Annotated in this window: 9 protein-coding genes; all 9 read left to right on the top strand. The window is 59.3% G+C overall.

Annotated features, from left to right (window positions below; genetic code table 11):
- The first annotated feature begins 182 nt into the window (after window positions 1-182).
- Window positions 183-1,772: an ABC transporter substrate-binding protein gene (locus tag PQG80_RS15345; RefSeq protein WP_271752264.1), complete on the top strand. Its 1,590-nt coding sequence runs from the start codon at window positions 183-185 to the stop codon at window positions 1,770-1,772.
- Between the two features lie 259 nt (window positions 1,773-2,031).
- Window positions 2,032-6,234 carry a stalk domain-containing protein gene (locus PQG80_RS15340; RefSeq protein ID WP_271752263.1) on the top strand — a complete coding sequence of 1,401 codons (4,203 nt, stop codon included), beginning with the start codon at window positions 2,032-2,034 and terminating at the stop codon, window positions 6,232-6,234.
- Between the two features lie 709 nt (window positions 6,235-6,943).
- On the top strand, window positions 6,944-11,026 hold the full coding sequence (locus tag PQG80_RS15335; protein WP_271752262.1) for a stalk domain-containing protein: 4,083 nt from the start codon (window positions 6,944-6,946) through the stop codon (window positions 11,024-11,026).
- 636 nt (window positions 11,027-11,662) lie between these two features.
- Window positions 11,663-15,832, top strand: coding sequence for a stalk domain-containing protein (locus tag PQG80_RS15330; protein ID WP_271752261.1), 4,170 nt, complete (start codon window positions 11,663-11,665; stop codon window positions 15,830-15,832).
- A gap of 81 nt (window positions 15,833-15,913) precedes the next feature.
- Window positions 15,914-17,479 (top strand): ABC transporter substrate-binding protein, encoded by a 1,566-nt coding sequence (locus tag PQG80_RS15325; RefSeq protein WP_271752260.1) that lies wholly within the window; start codon window positions 15,914-15,916, stop codon window positions 17,477-17,479.
- A gap of 129 nt (window positions 17,480-17,608) precedes the next feature.
- Window positions 17,609-18,721 (top strand): o-succinylbenzoate synthase, encoded by a 1,113-nt coding sequence (gene menC, locus PQG80_RS15320; protein WP_271752259.1) that lies wholly within the window; start codon window positions 17,609-17,611, stop codon window positions 18,719-18,721.
- Between the two features lie 30 nt (window positions 18,722-18,751).
- Window positions 18,752-19,705, top strand: coding sequence for a carbon-nitrogen hydrolase family protein (locus tag PQG80_RS15315; protein ID WP_271752258.1), 954 nt, complete (start codon window positions 18,752-18,754; stop codon window positions 19,703-19,705).
- Window positions 19,706-19,733: 28 nt separating this feature from the next.
- Window positions 19,734-20,564, top strand: coding sequence for a GNAT family N-acetyltransferase (locus PQG80_RS15310; protein WP_271752257.1), 831 nt, complete (start codon window positions 19,734-19,736; stop codon window positions 20,562-20,564).
- Complete coding sequence (locus tag PQG80_RS15305; RefSeq protein WP_271752256.1) at window positions 20,561-21,742, top strand: amidohydrolase; 1,182 nt, start codon at window positions 20,561-20,563, stop codon at window positions 21,740-21,742. Before PQG80_RS15310 ends, PQG80_RS15305 begins: the two co-directional genes overlap by 4 nt.
- Window positions 21,743-21,746: the final 4 nt, after the last annotated feature.

Here is a 21,746-nt window from a genome sequence, read left to right as displayed (position 1 = left end):
TTAAATTCGCACAGAAAGTCTGAAGTTTGAGGGGGACATTCCCGGCGCGCGAACTCGTATAATGAGGTCAATCGACGCCGGCGAAAGTAGAATGCGGTTGGCGCCGTCACTAGCAAGTCTGGTTTTCGCAGTAGGTTCGTCATTATTCACGAGGGGGAACGGGAATGAAAGGCGGGAAAAGCTTGAGAAAGAAAAAGTCTTGGTTGGGTATACCGCTGGTCCTCACGCTCGGCATGCTGGCGAGCGCGTGCAGCAACGGCGGCAATAACGAAAGCGCTTCCTCTTCTGCGCCTGCATCTTCCGCGCCTGCATCTACGACTGCAGCGCCCTCCGGGAGCGCATCGCCGGAAGCGATCGATACGTCCGATCCGGTCACGTTGAAGATGGTGCTCCTCGGACCGAAGCCTGCCGACACGGACGAGGTGTACGGCGAGGTCAATAAGATTCTGAAGGAAAAGATCAACGCCACGATCGAGCTGCGGTTCATCGACTGGAACGAGCATGCCCAGAAGTATCCGCTCATGTTCGCGGCGAACGAAGACTTCGACATGGCCTTTACAAGCTCCTGGTCGTTCTATCAACCGACGGCCCGCAAGGGCGGATTCCTGGAGCTGACGGAAGACATGCTGAAGAAGTATGCGCCGACCTCCTGGGAAAAAGAGGATCCGCTCGGTTGGGAACAAGCCAGTGTGGACGGCAAACTCTACATGGTTCCGTACGATTACTTCGAATCCGGCTATGCGATGGCGATCATCCGCGGGGACCTGAGGGAGAAGTACAAACTGCCCGAAGTGAAGTCGCAAGTCGACTTCGCCAACTTCCTGACGACGATCGCCCAGAACGAGAAGGGCATCACGCCTTTCGGCGGGCCCAGCACGAACCTGAACGGTTCGGCCATGCCGATCATGTTCGCCGATCTGCAGCGTCTCTTCGTGCATGGCAGCGTCCCGCTCGTCTACGATATGCAGAGCGAACGCCCGACGCTTACCAACTACCTGGAGGATCCGAAGTACGTAGAGAAGCTGAATGTGCTCTACGACATGGCCCAGAAGGGCGCATGGCCGAAGGATGCGATCGTGTCCAAGACGGATTGGCTCGCGGCGTTCAAGGAAGGCAAGACGGCGGCCCATACCGGCAACCTGCTGACGCTGGCAGGCACGATGGACGCCATCAATCTGGCCCATCCTGAGTGGAAGCCGGAGGTCGTCGATCTCACGCCGGATGCCAAGCGTTACCGCGCGCCGCTGAACGGCGGCGGGATCGGCATCCACGCGACCTCCAAGCATCCCGAGCGCGCGCTGATGGCGCTGGACCTGCTCCGTTACGACAAGGAGCTGTTCGATCTGACGACCTACGGCATCAAAGGCAAGCACTGGGAGCCCGTCGGCGACGACAAGTACAAGAGTCTCCCGGGTTCTACCGGATATCCGCCCGACGGCGCTTGCCCGTGGGGCTGGAGAACGCCGGATCTGTACCGTCAACTCGAAGGCGCGGCGGGTGATCTGTTGACCTCGACCTATGCCGACTGGAAGGCGAATAAAATCGTCGATACCAAGCTGGCGACGTTCGTGCTGGACGACACGAATATCAAAAACGAGCTGGCTGCGCTTGGTAACGTTCAAAAGACTTACCTGCTCCCGATTTACCATGGTCTCGTGAAGCCGGAGGAAGGCATTCCCGTGGCCCAGGAAAAGCTGAAGCAGGCGGGCATCGATAAGGTCCAGGCCGAGATGCAGAAGCAGATCGACGCGTTTATCGCGAGCAATCCGTAAACCGCATCGCAAATAGCAAGAATGAACGACAAAGCGGGATGCCGCGGCACAGACTCCAGGATGCCGTAGTATCCCGCTTTTTTTGTTGCCGATAGGTTTCATCCATCTCTTCGAAAGGAGGTGAAAGGAATGGAATAAGACAAAGAAACGGGAGGCAGATAGGGAACCGAGCGCAAGAAAACGAGCGAAGCGGGCGTCGAGCGCGTCCGGGCTCACCAAAGAAAGGGTGAAAATGATAATGATAGGTTCACTGACCGGAATGAGCAGAAAATGGATCTCGATTATGCTTTGTTTGGCCATGGCAGGAGGGCTATTATTCGGATGGGCGCCGCAGCGGGCGGCAGCGGTGGAGACGGAGGTTACCGGGAACGAGGAGCTTCTCGCAGATCCCGATACCGTCACCGTCGAGCTGAAAAGCAGCGGCGGAGATCCGCTTGCGGGCGCCGCCGTCAGTTATTACGATGCCGGTTGGCATACGTTCGGCACGACCGACGCGGCGGGCGTCGCCACCAAGACGCTGCCGGACAAGTCGTATACGTTCCATATCGAATACGAAGGAACCGCGCAGGACAAGACGCAGCATACGGGCACGGATCCGCTCGTCGCCTTCCAGACGGTAAACGCCAAGGTGCGATTAAAGGACAGTCTGGGGAATCCGCTGAGCGGCGGTACGGCTTCGTATTATGGCACGGGCGGCTGGAAGCCGTTCGGCAGCATCGCCGGCGGCGAAGTCGCCAAAGAGCTGCTTCCCGGCAACTATACGTATAGCGTAAGCTACGAAGGCACGAGCGCGAGCAAGGCGCAAAATACCGGTACCGATCCGGTCGTCGCCTTTCAGACGGTGAAGGCGAAGGTGCAGCTGAAAGATAGTCAGGGCAATCCGCTGAGCGACGCTACGGCGTCTTATTACGGCTCCGAAGGCTGGAAGTCCTTCGGCAGCGTAACCGGCGGCGAGGCGAGCAAGGAGCTGCTTCCCGGCTCCTATACGTTCCATGTGGATTATGAAGGCACCAAGAGCGACAAGACGCAGCAGATCGGTACGGATCCGGTCGTCGTCTTTCAGACGGTGAAGGCAGTCGTGCAGCTGAAAAACCAGCAGGGCTATCCGCTGAGCGGAGGCGTCGTGTCTTATTATGGCGCGAACAGCTGGCAGACGTTCGGTACGACGGTCGGCGGCACGGCGAGCAAGCAGCTGCTGCCCGGCTCCTACACGTTCGCGATGAATTACGGCGGCGCGAGCAGTCAGCAGACAAGCGATCTGGCGGCAAATCCAACCGTGCCGTTCCAGGTGCAAGCATTGTTTAACTTAGCCGTGGCGCCCAAGCAGTCGGGGCAGTACGATCCGATCCCGGTGCCGCCTGCGGACCGTCCGCGCGTGCTCGTCAACGACCAGACGCTGCCTGCGCTGAAGACGAGGCTGCAGGGCACGGCGTTTAATGCGGCTTGGACGCGCGTAAACGCGAAGGCGCAAATCTCGAAGACGGGCAGCTTCCCCGCCCGAACCGGAACCGCCGTCAGCAACATCGATGCCGAGACGGTGGAGGTCATGAAGGCCAATGCCATTCGCTACTTGATTTTCGACGACCAGGCTGCCGGCGAGAAAGCGGTCGATCTGGCCGTGAATATGGCGAATACGGCGCAATGGAACCCGGATCGAACGAACGGCACGATGGTGTTCAACGTAGGCAGAGTCATCGGGAACCTGATGTTTTTCGAATCGCTCGTCTACGACTGGTGCTACGACCTGATGAGCGCGGGCGAGAGAGAGGACGTCCGCGAAGCGCTTGACGCATGGGTCAGGAACGGACTGGAGTACAATTATCCGCTCAATCCCGCCGACAAGAGGATCATCGCCGGACACGCCAACGGCGACGTGCATCATCAATACAAGCTGGCCATGGCGATCGCGCTGTACGATACGAATCCGGAATACTACGACGATATCGCGGACTTCCTGCTCAACGTGACGCTGCCCGGCTTCAATGTCATGTTCGACGCGGAGATGGCTTTCGAAGGACCCGCCTACGGCGACAACCGGATCCGGTACGTCATGATGGGCAACGAGCTGTGGAAGGCGATCGGCGTCCATCCGCTCACGGACAAGGTCGGGCTCGCGCTCGACAGATGGGTGTACACGCGCCGCTCGGACGGCTACATCATGACGGAGGGCGACGACTTCAACACGGATTACCAGTATGCGTGGAACCGGTTTAATCAAGGCAATCTCACCAGCCTGATCGCAGGCAGCGTTTACAACAATCCGAGAGCGCAGAACGAGTATTTGAGGCAGACGATCGAGGACGATTTCTATTATCTGCTGTTTTTTAACCCCGCCGCTGCGTCCCAATCCGTCTACGACACGCCGCTGTCGCGGTATTTCCCCGCGCCGTACGGCTCCATCGTGGCCCGGACCGGCTGGGACGAAGGACAGGATTCCAAGGCGGTCGTCGCGGTCATGAATATCGGGGAACGGACACAGACCAATCACCAGCATACCGACGCCGGCGCGTTCTCTATGTATTACAAAGGCTACCTGGCGGTCGATTCCGGCATCTATTCAGGCAAAGATCCGGTCACCAACGCCGCCTTGGAGTACGGCAGCGACCATAGCCAGCAATATTTCAGGCAGTCCATGGCCCATAATGTCGTGCAGATCAAAGATCCGCTTGCGACGACGCAAGGGACCTTCTCGCCTTCCAATCAGCTCTTTGTAACGCAAATTCCAAGCTCGGTCGAGCAATGGAACACCGATCCCAAGTATCAGAGAGGCGATATCCTCTCGCACGCCATCGGAGACGACGCGATGCATCCCGACTACTCGTACGTCAAGGGCGAGCTCGGCGAGGCTTACGGCACGAGGACCGACCATTATACGCGAAGCATGGCGTTCCTGAACCTCAAGGACGATAAGCATCCTGCCGCGATGATCGTATACGACAACATCGACACGCCGAACGCGAACGCCGAGAAAAAGTGGCTGCTCCATACGGTCGGCGAGCCCGTGATCGCAGGCGGCAGGTACACGAACGAGGTGACGCAGCGGAGCTACAACGGCAAGCTGGTGACGGATACGCTGCTGCCCAAGAGCGACGACCTGCAAGTGGAAAAAGTCGGCGGTCCCGGACACGAATTCGACGTGGACGGCGTGAACAAGGCGATCGTCCCTACCGATGCGTCCGACATCGCCACCGTCGATGCAGGAAAATGGCGGCTCGAGATTTCCAGCGAGACGGCAGCGAATCAAACGCAATTTCTGAATGTCATGCAGGTGATGGATGCGGTAGACGGCCCTGCGCCGCTGGACGTGCATTATTCCGAGACGGCCGATTATGCGGGCGCCCGGATTCAGGATCGGGTCGTCTTTTTCGCTAAGGACTTCGACCTCGTCGGTCAACAAGCGACGATTGCCTTCGATGGCTCAACGGGCCAGACCTATAAGATCCTGGTTGCCGACCTCGAGGCCGGCTATTGGACGGTCGTGAAGCAGGGAGGCCCGGCTGCGACCGCGAAGTATCAAGCCGTTCAGGAAGGCAACACGATCTACTTCGAGGGGACGCCGGGCACGTATACGCTCCAGAAGGCGGATGCCAGCGCGCTTCCGCTCGCCGCCAAGGTTCCGTCGGTACCGGTGGAGCGCAAGGTGCGCGTCAGAGTCGATGCGCAGGGGCTGAATCTGGCCGTATCGCCTCAACTGGTCAACGGAACCCCGATGGTGCCGGCGAAGGGCGTTCTTGAGGAATTGGGCATGACGTTCGCCTGGAATTCGACCACCAATACCGCTACTGCGACCCAAGGCACCAAGACGGTTCAGTTCGTGACGGGCAGCACGACCGCGAAGATCAACGGTCAAAATGCGACGATGACCGCGGCGGCGACCGGCACGAACGAGCAGATGCTGATTCCGGCCGCCTTTATCGCGAACATCCTGAATTTTACGGTGACGTGGAAGAGCCCCGATCAAGTCGTCGAGATCGTGTCGAAAGCGCCGGCCAATCCGCCGCAATATCAGCAAGTCGCGCTTGCGCCTGTGACGCCGATCCCGATGGCGGACTTGAAGGAGATCAAGTACAAGCGCTTCAGGACGTCTTACGTCCCGACGAATATTTGGAAATTGTTCGACGACGACTTCGCCAATATTTCTCGCTGGTCGGGGGATAGCGGATCGCAAATCGTCTTCGACTTCGGCACATCGATCGACCTGGAACGGGTCGACATCGCGCCTCACAACTATGCGCAGACGCGTACGAACCGGTTCATGCTGTCCGTCTCGCAGGACGGCGAGAATTGGACGAATGTGTACGGCGGAGATACGGTCGGAGACGCGGGCGCCTTCATCCCGTTCAACCTGCCGTCGCTGAACTGCAGATACCTCAGAGTCGCCGTGTTCGGTACGATCACCCCTTCCGCGGCGAATCCGACCTTCGTATCCTTCTCCGAGATGAAGTTCTACGTAGAGAAGTAAATCGATATAGAAGAAGCCGAGCGGCGTTCGCTCGGCTTCTTGTCGCGCTGTCGCTCGACCGAAAGAAGTCTCAACTAGAAACGAATCAGGTTGTCGCGCTGTCGCTCGACCGAAAGAAGTCTCAACTAGAAACAAATCGGGTTGTCGCGCTGTCGCTCGACCGAAAGAAGTCTCAACCAGAAACGAATCAGATTGTCGCGCTGTGGCTCGACCGAAGGAAGTCTCAACTAGAAACGAATCAGGTTGTCGCGCTGTCGCTCGACCGAAGGAAGTCTCAACTAGAAGCACTAAACGCTGCGCTGGATTCTGGAAAATGGTGAGTTGTGCGACACTGCCGCATAACTCCGGCTTTTGGTCAGTGTAAACGGAGAGTTGTGCGGAACAGTCGCATAACTCCCGGCTCGGTCGCCCTCTGGTCCCCCGCCCTCCTACCGCCCTCCGGTCTCCAGCCCTCCTGCCTCCCACGCTCCTTAATTTACTCCATGAAATCGAAAGATTGAGGGGGACCCAATTGATAGCGTTTCCACTAAAATTTAAACGATCCTTAAACATGCCGTCAGGCACACACGAAAGGGTGGAGGAAATGGCCAGTTGGTTAACTGGAACAAACAAAAAATGGCTTTCCATGCTGTTATGTTTGACTATGATCGGAGGATTTTTATTTGGGCTAGCGCCGCAGCGGGCGGCGGCGGTCGAGCCGCAAACGTCGGTGTCCGAGAGTGTATACGGAGATCCGGATACCGTCAAAGTCCAATTGAAGGACAGCGGCGGCAATCCGCTCGCGGGCGCGACCGTCGACTATTACGACGCGGGCTGGAAAACGTTCGGTACGACCGACGCGTCGGGCATCGCCAGCAAGGCGCTGCCTGACAAGTCGTACACGTTCCATATCGCTTACGAAGGGACGTATGTGGAAAAAGCGCAGAACACGGGCGCCGACCCGCTCGTCTCGTTCCAGACGGTGAACGTCAAGGTGCAGTTGAAGGACAGCCAAGGCACTCCGCTCAGCGGCGGTGTCGTCTCGTATTACGCTTCCGGCTGGAAGACGTTCGGCACCATCACCGACGGCGAAGTCAGCAAGGAGCTGCTACCAGGCTCTTATACGTACAACGTGGATTATGAAGGCACGCGGACGAGCAAAGCGCAGAACACCGCCGCCGATCCGGTCGTCGTCTTCCAGACGGTGAAAGCCAAGGTCCAGCTGAAGGACAGCCAAGGCAACCCGCTGAGCGGAGGCACGGCGTCCTACTACGGCTCCGAAGGCTGGAAAACGTTCGGCAGCGTAACGGGCGGCGAAGCGAGCAAGGAGCTGCTGCCGGGCAACTATACGTTCCATGTGGACTACGAAGGCACCCGGATGGACAAGGCGCAGCAGATCGGCACCGATCCGGTCATCGTCTTCCGGACGGTCAAGGCGACCGTGCAGCTGAAAAACGAGCAAGGCTACCCGCTGAGCGGCGGCGCGGCGTCGTATTATGCGACCGGCTGGCGGACGTTCGGCACGACGGTAGGCGGCACGGCGAGCAAGGAGCTGCTGCCGGGCACCTATACGTTCGCCATGACCTATGGGGGTAAGGTGACCGAGAAGGTCGGCGACCTGACCGCGAATCCGATCATCCTGTTCAAGGCGGCCGCGCCGATTATCTTCCCTGTAGCGCCCAAGCAATCGGGTCAGTACAATCCGCTGCCGATCCCGCCGGCGGAGCGCCCGCGCGTGCTCGTGAACAAGGATACGCTTCCCGCGCTGAAGGCGAGATTAAGCAACCCTGCTTTTGACGGTGTGTGGGCGAGCATCAACACCAAGGCCCAACGACAACTGACCGGCAACTTCCCTCCCAGAACGGGAACCGCATATACCAACATCGACCCGAGAACGGTCGAGGTCATGAAGTCCAACGCGCTTCTCTACCTGATCTATGGCGATGAGGCGGCGGGTGAAAAGGCGGTCTCGATCGCCGTTAACATGGCGAATACGACACAGTTGAACCCCGACAAGGGCGTCATTTTCGATGTCGGCAGAGAAGTGGGCAACCTGATGTTCCTTGAATCCGTCGTCTACGACTGGTGCTACGATCTGATGGACGAGGGGCAGCGGGCGGCCGTCCGCCAGGCGCTGGGCGTATGGGTTAGGACCGGTCTCGAGTATCCGTATCCGATGAAGCAGAACGACAAGTATATTCTGGCCGGGCACGCCAACGGCGACGTGCACCATCAGTTCAAGCTGGCCATGGGCATCGCGGTGTACGATACGAATCCAGAGTATTACAACGACATTGCGGACTTCCTCTTGAATGTGAGCCTGCCAGGCTACAATGTCATGCTCGACGCGGAGATGCCCTTCGAAGGCCCCGCTTACGGAGACAATCGGCTCAAGTACATCATGATGGGCAACCAGCTGTGGAAGGCGATCGGCATCGAGCCGCTCACGAGCAAGATCGGACTGGCGCTCGACAGGCAGGTATATACCCGCCGGCCGGACGGCTTCATCATGACGGAAGGCGACGACTTCAATACCTACTATCAAGTGCCGTGGAGCAGATTCCTACTTGGCAATATTACCAGCATGATCGCAGGCAGCGTATACCGGAATCCGAGGGCGCAGAACGAGTTCCTGAAGCAGAACACTTATCAGGACGAACTGTATTACATGTTGTTCTTCGATCCGGAAGCACCCGCGCAGTCCACCTACGATACGCCGCTGTCCAAGTACTTCCCGGCGCCGTACGGCTCGATTGTGGCCCGCACGGGCTGGGATGAGGGACCGGATTCCAAATCGGTCGTCGCGGTTATGAATATCGGGGAACGGACCCAGACCAACCACCAGCATGTAGACGCCGGCGCATTCTCCATGTACTACAAGGGTTATCTGGCGATCGACTCCGGTATTTACAACGGCGTCTTCCCGAACGGATCCTTCGACGAATACGGCAATCCGCACGACCTGAACTACAACAAGCAGTCGGTCGCGCACAATGTCGTGCTGATCGAAGACCCGCTTGCTTCTGCGAATGATCAGGGAAAGTTCTCTCCGTCGAACCAACGCTCCGTGACGGAGATCCCAAGGACGGTCGAGCAATGGAATACCAATCCGGACTACCAGAGAGGAACGATCTTGTCCCACGCCATCGGCGACGACGAGATGTATCCGGATTACTCGTACCTGAAGGGCGAGCTCTCGGAGGCGTACGGCAAGACGAGGACCGACAATTATACGAGAAGCATGGCGTTCCTGAACTTCAAGGACGACGAGCATCCGGCGGCGATGATCGTGTACGACAATATCGACACGCCGAACGCGAACGCCAAGAAGAGATGGCTGCTTCACACGATCAACGAGCCGGTTCGGGAAGGCAGCCGATTCACGAATACGGTGACGGAGCGGGGCTATGAAGGCAAGATGGTCACCGATGCGCTGCTGCCTAAGGCGAATGATCTGAAGGTCGAAAAGATCGGCGGTCCCGGACACGAATTTGAAGTGGACGGCGTTAATTTCCCGAGAGCTCCCGGCAATCCGGCCAACATCCAGAGCCTCGAGGCGGGAGACTGGCGGATCGAGCTCTCGAACCAAGCGCCTGCGAACCAGACGCGGTTCCTGAACGTCATGCAGGTGATGGACGCCGTAGACGGTCCAGCGCCGCAGGATGTGCACTACTCCGAGACGGATGATTATGCGGGCGCCAGAATCTACGATCGCGTCGTCTTTTTCGCCAAGGACTTCGGTCTGACCGATCAGGAAGCGACGATCGCCTTCGACGGCGAGGCAGGCCAGACTTATAAGATCCTAGTGGCCGACCTTGCGGAAGGCGACTGGACTGCTGCGAAGGCAGGCGAGTCGGCGTCGGCGAAGCATAAAGTCGTTAAAGACGGCAATACGCTCTACTTCGAGGGTACGCCGGGCACGTATACGCTGCAAAAGACGAATGCAAGCGCGCTTCCGTATGCCGATGAGGTTCCGTCGGAGCCGGTGGAGCGAAAGATCCGCGTCCGCATCGACGGACAAGGCGTGGATCTTGATGTAGAGCCGCAGCTGGCGGGCGACAGCGTGATGGTGCCGGCTGCGGATGTTCTCGAAGCGCTCGGCATGGACGCGGCGTGGAACGAAGCCGCTCAAACCGTGACGGCCACCAAAGACGGCACGACGATCGTGGTGACGGCGGACAGCGATACGGCGACGGTGAACGGAGCAAGCGTGACGATGGACGAACCGGCATCCTTGGTCGATAACCAACTGCTGATCCCGGTCGGCTTTATCGGGGAAAGCCTGGATCACGACGTGACGTGGGACAGCGATGCGCTGGTGGCCAATATCGTGACTCTGCCGCCGCCTGAAATGCTTCAGTGGGAGAGAGTGCCGCTTGCGCCGGTGACCCCGATCCCAATCGCGGACCTCAAAGAAAAAATGTACGCGAGCTTTACCGCGACCTACGGTCCGGAAAACGTGCCGAAAATGTTCGATAATGTTCAGTCCAATACCTCTCGGTGGGCGGGAAATATCGGATCCCATATCGACTTCGACTTCGGGGAGACGATTCAACTGGAGAGATTCGATGCCGCGTTCTACAACGGTCATACGAGATCGAGCAGAATCATGTTCTCCGTCTCGGACGACGGCGAGAACTGGACGAACGTATACGGCGGCGATACGGTCGGCGACACCAGCAATTTCATTCCGTTCAACTTCCCGTCGATCCAAGCGAGATACTTTAGGGTGGCGGTGTTCGGATCGACGGACGCGATCCTGAGTCCGGAGTGGGTATCGATCTCCGAGATGAAGTTTTTCGTGAAGAAATAGAAGCATTTATCGAATAGGTCAACAGCCGAGCGGAGTGGGGCTCGGCTGTTTTCCGATTTATAACACGATCTACTTCGAGGGGGCGCCGGGCACCTATACGCTGCAAAGGCGGATGCCAGCGCGCTTCCGCTCGCTGCCAAGGTCCCGTCGAAACCGGTGGAGAATCTGTACGGAGGCGATACGGTCGGAGGCCCCGGCGTAGGCGTGATTTGCGGGAAGCCGGGCGCGTGCGCCCGGCTTTTGGTCAGGGGGGCTAGCGCCGCTCCCCGGACCGCGATGAGGTCCCAACCAGAAACAAACGATCCACCGCGCTGCTCCTCGGGCCATGAGAAGTCTCAACCAGAATCAAACCCGTGTCATGCACGACTCGCATGGCGCAGAACTTCTCAACAGGAACAAACCGGCGAGTTGTGCGGTATTGCCGCATAACTCGGCCTCAAACCCGCGAAGCCGCCGAATCGTTCGGTACGGGAGCCCGTCTTAATTTCCTCCATAAAATCGAAAGTTTGAAGGGGACGATCTTGACAGCGTTTCCATTACAATGAAGTCGACTCGTACACTTGCCGCGTGGCATTCAGCGAAAGGGTGAACAAAATGGCCAGTTGGTTAACTGGAACAAACAAAACATGGCTTTCCATGCTGCTAAGTTTGACTATGATCGGAGGATTTTTATTTGGGCTGGCGCCGCAGCGGGCGGCGGCGGTCGAGCCGCAAACGTCGGTGTCCGAGACTGTATACGGAGATCCGGATACCGTCAAAGTCCAATTAAAGGACAGCGGCGGCAATCCGCTCGCGGGCGCGACCGTCGACTATTACGACGCGGGCTGGAAAACGTTCGGCACGACCGACGCGTCGGGCATCGCCAGCAAGGCGCTGCCGGATAAGTCGTACACGTTCCATATCGCTTACGAAGGGACTTATGTGGAAAAAGCGCAGGACACGGGCGCTGACCCGCTCGTCTCGTTCCAGACGGTGAACGTCAAAGTGCAGCTGAAGGACAGTCAGGGCGCTCCGCTAAGCGGCGGTGTCGTCTCCTATTACGCTTCGGGCTGGAAGACGTTCGGCACGATTGCCGACGGCGAAGTCAGCAAGGAGCTGCTGCCAGGCACATATACGTATAACGTGGATTATGAAGGCACGCGAACGAGCAAAGCGCAGAACACCGGCGCCGATCCGGTCGTCGTCTTTCAGACGGTAAAGGCGAAGGTGCAGTTGAAGGACAGCCAGGGCAATCCGCTAAGCGGCGGGACGGCGTCCTATTACGGCTCCGCAGGCTGGAAAACGTTCGGCGACGTCACGGGCGGCGAAGCGAGCAAGGAGCTGCTGCCGGGCAACTACACGTTCCATGTGGATTACGAAGGTACCCGGATGGACAAGGCGCAGCAGATCGGCGCCGATCCGGTCATCGTCTTTCGGACGGTCAAGGCGACCGTACAGCTGAAAAACGAGCAAGGCTACCCGCTTAGCGGCGGCGCGGCATCGTACTATGCGACCGGCTGGCGGACGTTCGGGACGACGGTAGGCGGCACGGCGAGCAAGGAGCTGCTGCCGGGCACCTACACGTTTGCCATGACCTATCAAGGTAAAGTCACCGAGAAGGTCGGCGATTTGACGACCAACCCGATCATTTTGTTCCAGGCGCAGGCGCCGATCTTGTTCCCTGTCGCGCCCAAGCAATCGGGCCAGTACAATCCGCTGCCGATCCCGCCGGCGGAGCGACCGCGCGTGCTCGTGAACAAGGATACGCTTCCCGCGCTGAAGGCGAGATTAAGTAACCCTGCTTTCGACGGCGTGTGGGACAGCATTAACACCAAGGCCCAACGTCAACTGACGGGCAACTTCCCGGCCCGGACAGGCACCGCATATACCAACATCGACCCGAGAACGATCGAGGTCATGAAATCGAATGCGCTGCTCTACCTGATCCATGGCGATGAAGCTGCGGGTCAAAAAGCGGTCTCGATCGCCGTGAATATGGCGAATACGACGCAGTTGAACCCCGACCCGGGCGTCATCTTCGATGTCGCCAGACAAGTGGGCAACCTGATGTTCCTGGAATCCGTCGTCTACGACTGGTGCTACGATCTCATGACCGAAGCACAGCGGGCAGCTATTCGCCAGGCGCTGGGCATATGGGTCAGGACCGGCCTCGAGTACCCGTATCCGATGAAGCAGAACGACAAGGTGATTCTGGCGGGGCATGCCAACGGCGAAGTGCACCATCAGTTCAAGCTGGCGATGGGCATCGCGCTGTACGAGACGAATCCCGAGTACTACAACGACATCGCGGACTATCTCCTGAATGTCACGATGCCCGGCTTCAACGTCATGCTCGACGCGGAGATGCCCTTTGAAGGCCCCGCTTATGGAGACAATCGGCTGAAGTACATCATGATGGGCAACCAGCTGTGGAAGGCGATCGGCATCGAGCCGCTCACGAGCAAGGTCGGGCTGGCGCTCGACAGGCAGGTGTACACCCGCCGGCCGGACGGCTTCATCATGACGGAAGGCGACGACTTCAACACCTTCTACCAGGCGCCATGGCAACGTTTCGTGCATGGCAACATTACCAACATGATCGCAGGCAGCGTCTACGGCAATCCGAGAGCGCAGAACGAGTTCCTGAAGCAGAACACTTATCAGGACGAACTATATTACATGCTGTTCTTCGATCCGGAAGCGCCAGCGCAGTCCACCTACGATACGCCGCTGTCCAAGTACTTCCCGGCGCCGTACGGCTCGATCGTGGCCCGTACGGGCTGGGATGACGGTCCGGATTCCAAATCGGTCGTCGCGGTGATGAATATCGGGGAACGGACCCAGACCAACCACCAGCATGTCGACGCCGGCGCGTTCTCGATGTACTACAAGGGTTACCTGGCGATCGACTCCGGCATTTACAACGGCGAGCCCTTCCCCAACGGGACTCCCGACGAATACGGCCAGCCGCACGACCTGAACTACAACAAGCAGTCGGTCGCGCACAACGTCGTGCTGATCGAAGACCCGCTTGCGAATGCGGCTGATCAGGGAAGGTTTTCGAAGTCGAATCAACGCTCCGTGACTGAGATTCCAAGGACGGTTGAGCAGTGGAATACCGATCCCGGCTACCAGAGGGGAACGATCTTGTCCCACGCCATCGGCGACGACGAGATGTATCCGGATTACTCGTACTTGAAGGGCGAACTCACGGAGGCGTACGGAAAGACGAGGACCGATAATTATACGAGGAGCATGGCGTTCCTGAACTTCAAGGACGACGAGCATCCTGCGGCGATGATCGTGTACGACAATATCGACACGCCGAACGCGAACGCCAAAAAAAGATGGCTGCTTCACACGATCAATGAGCCGGTCCGCGAAGGCAGCCGATTCACGAATACGGTGACGGAGCGCGGTTATGAAGGCAAGATGGTCACCGACGCGCTGCTGCCGAAGGCCGACGATCTGAAGGTTGAGAAAATCGGCGGACCCGGACGCGAATACGAGGTAGACGGCGTTAACTACCCGAGAAAGCCCGGAAGTACCACCAACATCCAAAGTCTCGAAGCGGGCGACTGGCGAATCGAGCTCTCGAACGAAGCGCCTGCGAACCAGACGCGGTTCCTGAACGTCATGCAGGTGATGGACGCCGTAGACGGTCCAGCGCCGCAGGATGTGCACTACTCCGAGACGGACGATTATGCGGGCGCCAGAATCTACGATCGCGTCGTCTTTTTCGCCAAGGACTTCGATCTGATCGATCAGGAAGCGACGATCGCCTTCGACGGCGAGGCAGGCCAGACTTATAAGGTTCTGGTAACAGACCTTGCCGAGGGCGATTGGACCGCCGTGAAGGAAGGCAGTACGGCATCTGTGAAGTATAAAGTCGTCAAAGACGGCAATACGCTTTACTTCCAAGGGACGCCGGGAACTTATACGCTGCAAAAGACGAACGCAAGCGCGCTTCCGTACGCCGACGAGGTGCCGTCCGAGCCGATGGAGCGGAAGATCCGCGTCCGCATCGACGGACAGGGCCTGGATCTTGACGCCTTGCCGCAGCTGGCGGGCGACAGCGTGATGGTACCGGCGGAGGAGGTCCTCGAAGCGCTCGGCATGGACGCGGCGTGGAACGAAGCCGCCCAGACCGTGACGGCGACCAAAGACAGCATGACGATCGTCGTGACGGCGGGCAGCGCGGCTGCGACGGTCAATGGCGCGAGCGTGACGATGGACGAACCGGCTGCGCTTGAAGGCGGCCAGCTGTTGATCCCGGTGAACTTTATCGGGGAGAGCCTGGATCACGACGTGACTTGGGACAGCGATGCGCGAGTGGCCAACATCGTGACCCTGCCGCCTCCGGAAGTGCTTCAATGGGAGCGAGTGCCGCTTGCGCCGGTGACCCCGATCCCGATCGCGAATCTCAAGGAAAAAATGTATGCGAGCTATACCGCGACCATCGCTCCGGAAAACGTGCCGAAATTGTTCGATAATATCCAGTCCAATACCTCGCGGTGGTCAGGCAATATCGGGACGCATATCGACTTCGACTTCGGGGAGACGATTCAACTGGAACGATTCGACCTCGCTATCTACAACGGCCACACCCGGTCGAGCCGGATCATGTTCTCCGTCTCGGACGACGGCGTGAACTGGACGAACGTGTACGGCGGCGATACGGTCGGCGATACCAGCGACTTCATGCCGTTCAACTTCCCTTCGATCGATGCGAGATACTTCAGAGTGGCGGTATTCGGATCGACGGACGCGCTGCTGAATCCGGAGTGGGTATCATTCTCCGAGATGAAGTTTTTCGTGAAGAAATAAATGCCCTTTTGAATAGGATGGCAGCCGGGCGCATGGGCCCGGCTGCTTTTCCGATTTATAATAGCTATAGGGGGGGACGGGATGGAGAGAAGACCGAATACGAGAAAAAACGTATGGCTCGGAATGGTAATGCTCCTTATGACGAGCCTGCTGGCCAGCGCGTGCAGCAACGGCGACGGAGGAAGCGCGTCCTCGCAGGCGCCTTCCGGCAGCGCATCGTACGGTGCGGTCGATACGTCCGAGCCGGTCGCGCTCAAGCTGGTGCTGCTCGGTCCGAAGCCTGCCGATACGGACGAGGTGTATGCGGAAGTCAACGAGATCCTGAAGGAAAAGATCAACGCTACGATCGAGCCGCGGTTCCTGGATTGGAACGAGCACGCGCAGAAGTACCCGCTGCTGTTCGCGGCGAACGAAGACTTCGACATGATCTTCGCCAGCGGCTGGTCGTTCTACAATCAGACGGCGCGCAAGGGCGGCTTCCTGGAATTGACGGAAGACATGATCAAGACATACGCGCCGGAAACCTGGACCCGGCAGGATCCGCTTGGCTGGGAACAAGCGAGCGTAGACGGCAAGCGCTACATGATCCCCAACGATTACTTCGAATCGGGGTATACAATGGCGATTATCCGCGGCGACCTGAGAGAGAAGTATCATTTGCCCGCCGTAAATTCGCAAGCCGGCTTCATCGACTTCCTGTCGACGATCGCCAGGAACGAGAAGGGCATGACCCCCATCGGCGGACCGAGTACGGACCTGAACGGCGTCGCGCTGCCCGTCATGTTCGCCGATCTGGAGCGCCTCTTCGTGCATGGCAGCGTCCCGCTCGTGTATGAGATGGACAGCGAGCACCCGCAGCTCTCCAACTACCTCGACAATCCGAAGTATATCGAGAAGTTCAACACGCTCTATGAGATGGCCCGGCAGGGTCTATGGCCGAGGGAATCGATCGTGTCCAAGACGGATTGGGTCGCGGCATTCAAGGGGGGCAAGACGGCGGCCCACTACGGCAACCTCCTCACCGTGGCCAGCATGATGGAAGCCATCAACCTGGTGCATCCCGAGTGGAAGCCGGAGGTCGTCGATCTCACGCCGGACGCCAAGCGGTACCGGTCGCCGCTGATCAGCAACGGGATCGGCATCCACGCGACCTCCAAGCATCCCGAGCGCGCGCTCATGGCGCTGGACCTGCTTCGCTACGATCAAGAGCTGTTCGATCTGACGACCTACGGCATCATGGGCAAGCACTGGGAGCCCGTAGGCGACGCCAAGTACAAGAGCCTGCCGGGTTCGGCCGGGTATCCGCCGGACGGAGCATGCCCGTGGGGCTGGAGGACGCCCAAGATGTACCGGCAGCCCGAAGGCGCGGCCGGCGATCTGATTAAGTTCTACTACGACAAGTGGATAGCGGAAAATATCGTCGACACCAAGTTAGCCACGTTCACGCTTGACGACACGCCGATCAAGAACGAGCTGGCCGCGCTCGCGAACGTCCAGAAGACCTATCTGCTGCCGATCTACCATGGCCTGGTGAAGCCGGAGGAAGGCATCGCCATCGCCCGGGAGAAGCTGGAGCAGGCGGGCATCGACAAGGTTCAGGCCGAGATGCAGAAGCAGATCGATGCCTTCGTCCTAAGCCATCCGTAAACCGGATATGCAGAATCGCTTCCCGGGCGATCTTAATTTTCGACATGAAGTCATAAGATTAGAGGGGTCCTATCAGAGAGTTGCCTCCCCTATAATGAAGGGGATATACGAGGAAAGGCAGGTCGGCGGATGAGAATCGATCAAATTACGTTAAGGCGCCTTCAAGCGCCCTTGAAGGCGCCGTTCGAGACCAGCTTCATACGGATGGACAAGAAGGATTGCGTCATCGTCAGCGTCTATAGCGACGGCATGATCGGATACGGGGAAAGCACGGCATTTTCCGCTCCTTATTACAATGAAGAAACGACGGATACGGTCTGGCATATGCTCGAGCACTATCTCGTCCCCGCGTTGACCGGCAGGGTAGTGTCGCATCCGGACGAAGTATCGGCGCTGTTCGCGCCGATCCGCCGCCACCATATGGCGATCGCCGCGATCGAGACGGCCGTGTGGGATTTGTATGCGAAACGACAGGGCATCTCGCTGTCCCATGCGCTGGGCGGCACCAAGCAGGAAATCGACGTAGGCGTGAGCATCGGCATCGAGCCGACGGTCGAGCATGTCGTCGCCAACGTCGAGCGATTCGTGGAGCAGGGCTACAAGCGAATCAAGGTAAAGATCAAGCCGGGCTTCGATATCCGGCTGGTCGAGGCGATCCGCAAGCGGTTCGGCGACGGCCTGCCGCTGATGGTCGACGCGAATTCCGCCTATACGATGGCGGATATTCCGCTTCTAAAGGAGCTGGACCCATACGGTCTGATGATGATCGAGCAGCCGCTCGCGCATGACGATATCATCGATCACGCCGCCTTGCAGCGCGAGCTGCGGACGCCGATCTGCCTGGACGAGAGCATCCACACGCTCGCGGATGCGCGTCATGCCATCGAGCTCGGCAGCTGCCGCATCATCAATATTAAGGTCGGCCGGGTCGGCGGATTGACGAACGCCAGGAAGATTCACGATCTATGCCTGGAACGCGGCATACCGGTGTGGTGCGGGGGGATGCTCGAACTCGGAATCGGCCGTCTTCACAATGTCGCGCTTTCTTCGCTATCCAATTTTACGATACCCGGAGATGTCTCGGCATCCAGTCGGTTCTGGGAGCAGGACGTCGTCGAGCCGGCCATCGACTTGGTTCGTCCGGGCGTCCTGGCCGTGCCGACAGGCGCAGGCATCGGTCACGCGGTGTGCGAGCGCACGCTCGACGGCTGGACCGTCAATAAGCTGACGCAGGGCGCCTAAGGCGCCGCGCGAGATAGGGAGGACGAACGCATGTCCAAATACGTCAAAATCAGCTGTATGGCGCCGCCGCTTAAAGAGGTCGATCCCGGGCAGGGATTCGAGGATGTCGTCGCGCAAATGATCGCCAAGTGGGAAGCGCAGCTGCGGCAGGTGCTGCCGGAGCAGCCAGACTTCATCGTACTGCCGGAGTGCTGCGACGATCCGCACTTCAAAGACATGTCGATCGAATGGCTGTACGATTACTACCGCCATCGCGGGAACCGGATCCGCGACTACTTCGCCGGGGTCGCGCGCGCCCATCGGTGCTATATCGCTTATTCGGCGAACGTGGAGATGCCGGACGGCAGCTTCCGCAACGCCACGCACGTGCTCGATCGGGCCGGCGAGGTCTGCGGCACTTACAACAAAAATTTTATTACGATCCGGCAAAAGTCGAATTCGGACACGCTGTACGGCAAAGAAGCGCAGGTGATCGAGACCGACTTCGGCCGCGTCGCCTGCATCATCTGCTTCGATATTAATTTCGATGAACTTCGGGAGCAATATTTGCGGCAAAAGCCCGACCTGATCGTCTTTTCTTCGGCATATCACGGGGGCATGATGACGTCTTATTGGGCATATACCTGCAGGGCTTACTTCGCAGGCTCCATCTGGCGTCCAGGGATTTGTTCCATATTAAACCCCGTCGGCGAAGTGGTCGCGGAGAGCACGCTCTTCTATCCGCACGTGACCGAGACCGTGAACATGGACCGCGCTGTCGTTCATTATGACTTCAACTGGGAGAAGCTCGAAGCGGCGAAGCGCAAGTACGGCTATAAGCTGCGGATCAGCGATCCGACCCGGCTGAACGCGTTCGTGATCTCGAGCGAGACGGACGAATTCACGATTCAGGATATCATCCGGGAGTTCGATCTGGAATTGCTGGACGATTATTGGGCCAGGTGCCGGGCGGATCGTTCCATACCGGGGCATCTGGAGGCGTAAGGACAGGCTTGGACAGGAGGACGGCTGCATGAACGTCGAGCATGGCATCGGCAGTATTCAGTATCGTAACGTGACGGATGTAAAAGAACTCGTGGAGGCCGTAGATCTGCAGAAAAGGGTATGGGCGCAGGATTCGATCTCGTCCATGCAGCAGATGCGCGCGGCGATCCTTCACGGGGGAGCGGTGAACGGTGCGTTCTGCGAGGGCAAGCTCGTGGGTTTCTGCTACGGGTTCATCGGCTATGACGGCAATCGCCCGTACGTGGGTTCACACATGATGGCGATCGATCCTGCCTATCGCGATCGGGGCATCGGCATGCGCCTTAAGCTGGAGCAGCGGCTGTGGGCGATGGAGGCCGGTTACGACAAGATCGTCTGGACCTTCGATCCCTTCGAGTCGCGGAACGCCTATCTGAATCTATGCAAGCTGGGCGGGACGGTGTCCCGCTACATTAACGATTTCTATGGGCCCGATGCCGCGGGGCATCCATCGGACCGCTTCCTGGTAGAGTGGGCGCTGTCCTCGGAGCGCGCGGTCGGCGCCGCCGGAGGTCGGCTGGCGGCGATCGACGACGCGGCCGATTATCCGCGGCTGCTGGCGGTGGAGTACACGGACGGCAGGGTGACGGCGCTCGGGCACCAGTCGCGCAAGGAGCTGATCGGCCGGTCGGACGGCCTGAGGCTGCCGATCCCGCGGGCCGCGGGCCAGCTGAAGCAGGCCCAGCCCGACGCGTTCAAGGTGTGGCAGCAGCAGCTCCGCGATCTGGCGACGGCCGCCTTCGCGCATGGCTACCGGGCCGTATCCTGCAGCAAGTCGGAGCCCGAAGTCCAAGACTACGTGCTGGTGAGGCAGTCATGAGAGCGGCGATCGCGACATGGCTCGCCGCGCACCGGGCGGAGCTGAGGTCGACCTACGCGGAGCTGCATGCGCTCGCGGAAGCGAGCTGGCAGGAGCATCGGACGACTGCATATCTGCGGCGGGCGTTGGACGGCATGGAGATCGCTTGCGAGACATTCCCCGCGCATACGGGACTCGTCGGTCATTGGCATGGCCGCCCGGACGCGGGGGATGACGACGGGGCCGGGAAAGGCTTATGCGTCGCGCTGCGTGCGGATATCGACGCGCTCTGGCAGCAGGTGGACGGCGAGAACCGGGCGAATCATTCTTGCGGCCATGACGCGCACATGACGATGGCGCTGTTCGCGGTGAAGGCGCTGCGTGCGGTCGGGTTCCAGCCGGCCGGCGAGCTGCGGGTGCTGTTCCAGCCTGCGGAGGAGGTCGGGGAAGGCGCCCTCAGGCTGCTCGAAGCCGGCATTCTAGACGGGGTGGACTGCTTGCTCGGCATTCATCTGCGGCCGGACAAGGAGCTGCCGTACGGCAAGGTGTCCGGCGCGATCTACCACGGGGCATGCGCCGTGCTGGAGGGGGAAGTCCAGGGCCGCCAAGCGCATGCCGCGCGTCCGGGCGACGGATTAAGCGCGATCGAGGTCATGGCCGACATCATCCAGGCGGTCCGGGGCGTCTCGGCCGGTTATTCGGCCGTGCCGGCTTCCTGCAAGGTGACCAAGCTCCAGGTTCCGAACGAGAGCAGCAATATTATTCCCGACTTCGGCAGCTTCGCCATCGACGTACGCGCGCAGACGAACAAAGCGATGGATGCCTTGCTTGCCGATCTGGAGGGAGCCGTGCAGGCGGTCGGCCTGTCCTGGGGCAGCCCCGTGGCGCTGCGCCTGAAGTCCCGCACGGTGGCCGCGCGACCGGATCCCGGTCTCGAGACGCTGGTGGGGGAAGTCGTCACGGAGCTGCTCGGGGATGCCGCTCGCGCTCAGCCTCCGGTGACGCCGGGCGGAGAGGACTTTCACTTCTACTCGCTGCATAGACCCGAGCTTCGAGCCACGATGGTCGGCCTCGGCTGCGGCCTGCTGCCCGGACTGCATCATCCGCACATGCGTTTCGATCTGGACGCGCTGGAGATCGGAGCCGGGATTCTGGCGCTGACCGTGGTCAAGCTGTACGAAGCGGATCGTTTGATTTAGATGA

The organism is Cohnella rhizoplanae (assembly GCF_948329515.1).
GTDB lineage: Bacteria > Bacillota > Bacilli > Paenibacillales > Paenibacillaceae > Cohnella > Cohnella rhizoplanae.
The sequence above is the reverse complement of the archived record's forward strand: the minus strand, read 5'-3'. Positions and strand labels throughout refer to the sequence as shown.

Bases quoted from the DNA above. Each gene is read 5' to 3' on its own strand.
- PQG80_RS15325 (WP_271752260.1), top strand. From the start codon at position 15,914: ATGGAGAGAAGACCGAATACGAGAAAAAACGTATGGCTCGGAATGGTA.
- PQG80_RS15310 (WP_271752257.1), top strand. From the start codon at position 19,734: ATGAACGTCGAGCATGGCATCGGCAGTATTCAGTATCGTAACGTGACG.
- PQG80_RS15330 (WP_271752261.1), top strand. From the start codon at position 11,663: ATGCTGCTAAGTTTGACTATGATCGGAGGATTTTTATTTGGGCTGGCG.
- PQG80_RS15315 (WP_271752258.1), top strand. From the start codon at position 18,752: ATGTCCAAATACGTCAAAATCAGCTGTATGGCGCCGCCGCTTAAAGAG.
- PQG80_RS15305 (WP_271752256.1), top strand. From the start codon at position 20,561: ATGAGAGCGGCGATCGCGACATGGCTCGCCGCGCACCGGGCGGAGCTG.
- menC (WP_271752259.1), top strand. From the start codon at position 17,609: ATGAGAATCGATCAAATTACGTTAAGGCGCCTTCAAGCGCCCTTGAAG.
- PQG80_RS15340 (WP_271752263.1), top strand. From the start codon at position 2,032: ATGAGCAGAAAATGGATCTCGATTATGCTTTGTTTGGCCATGGCAGGA.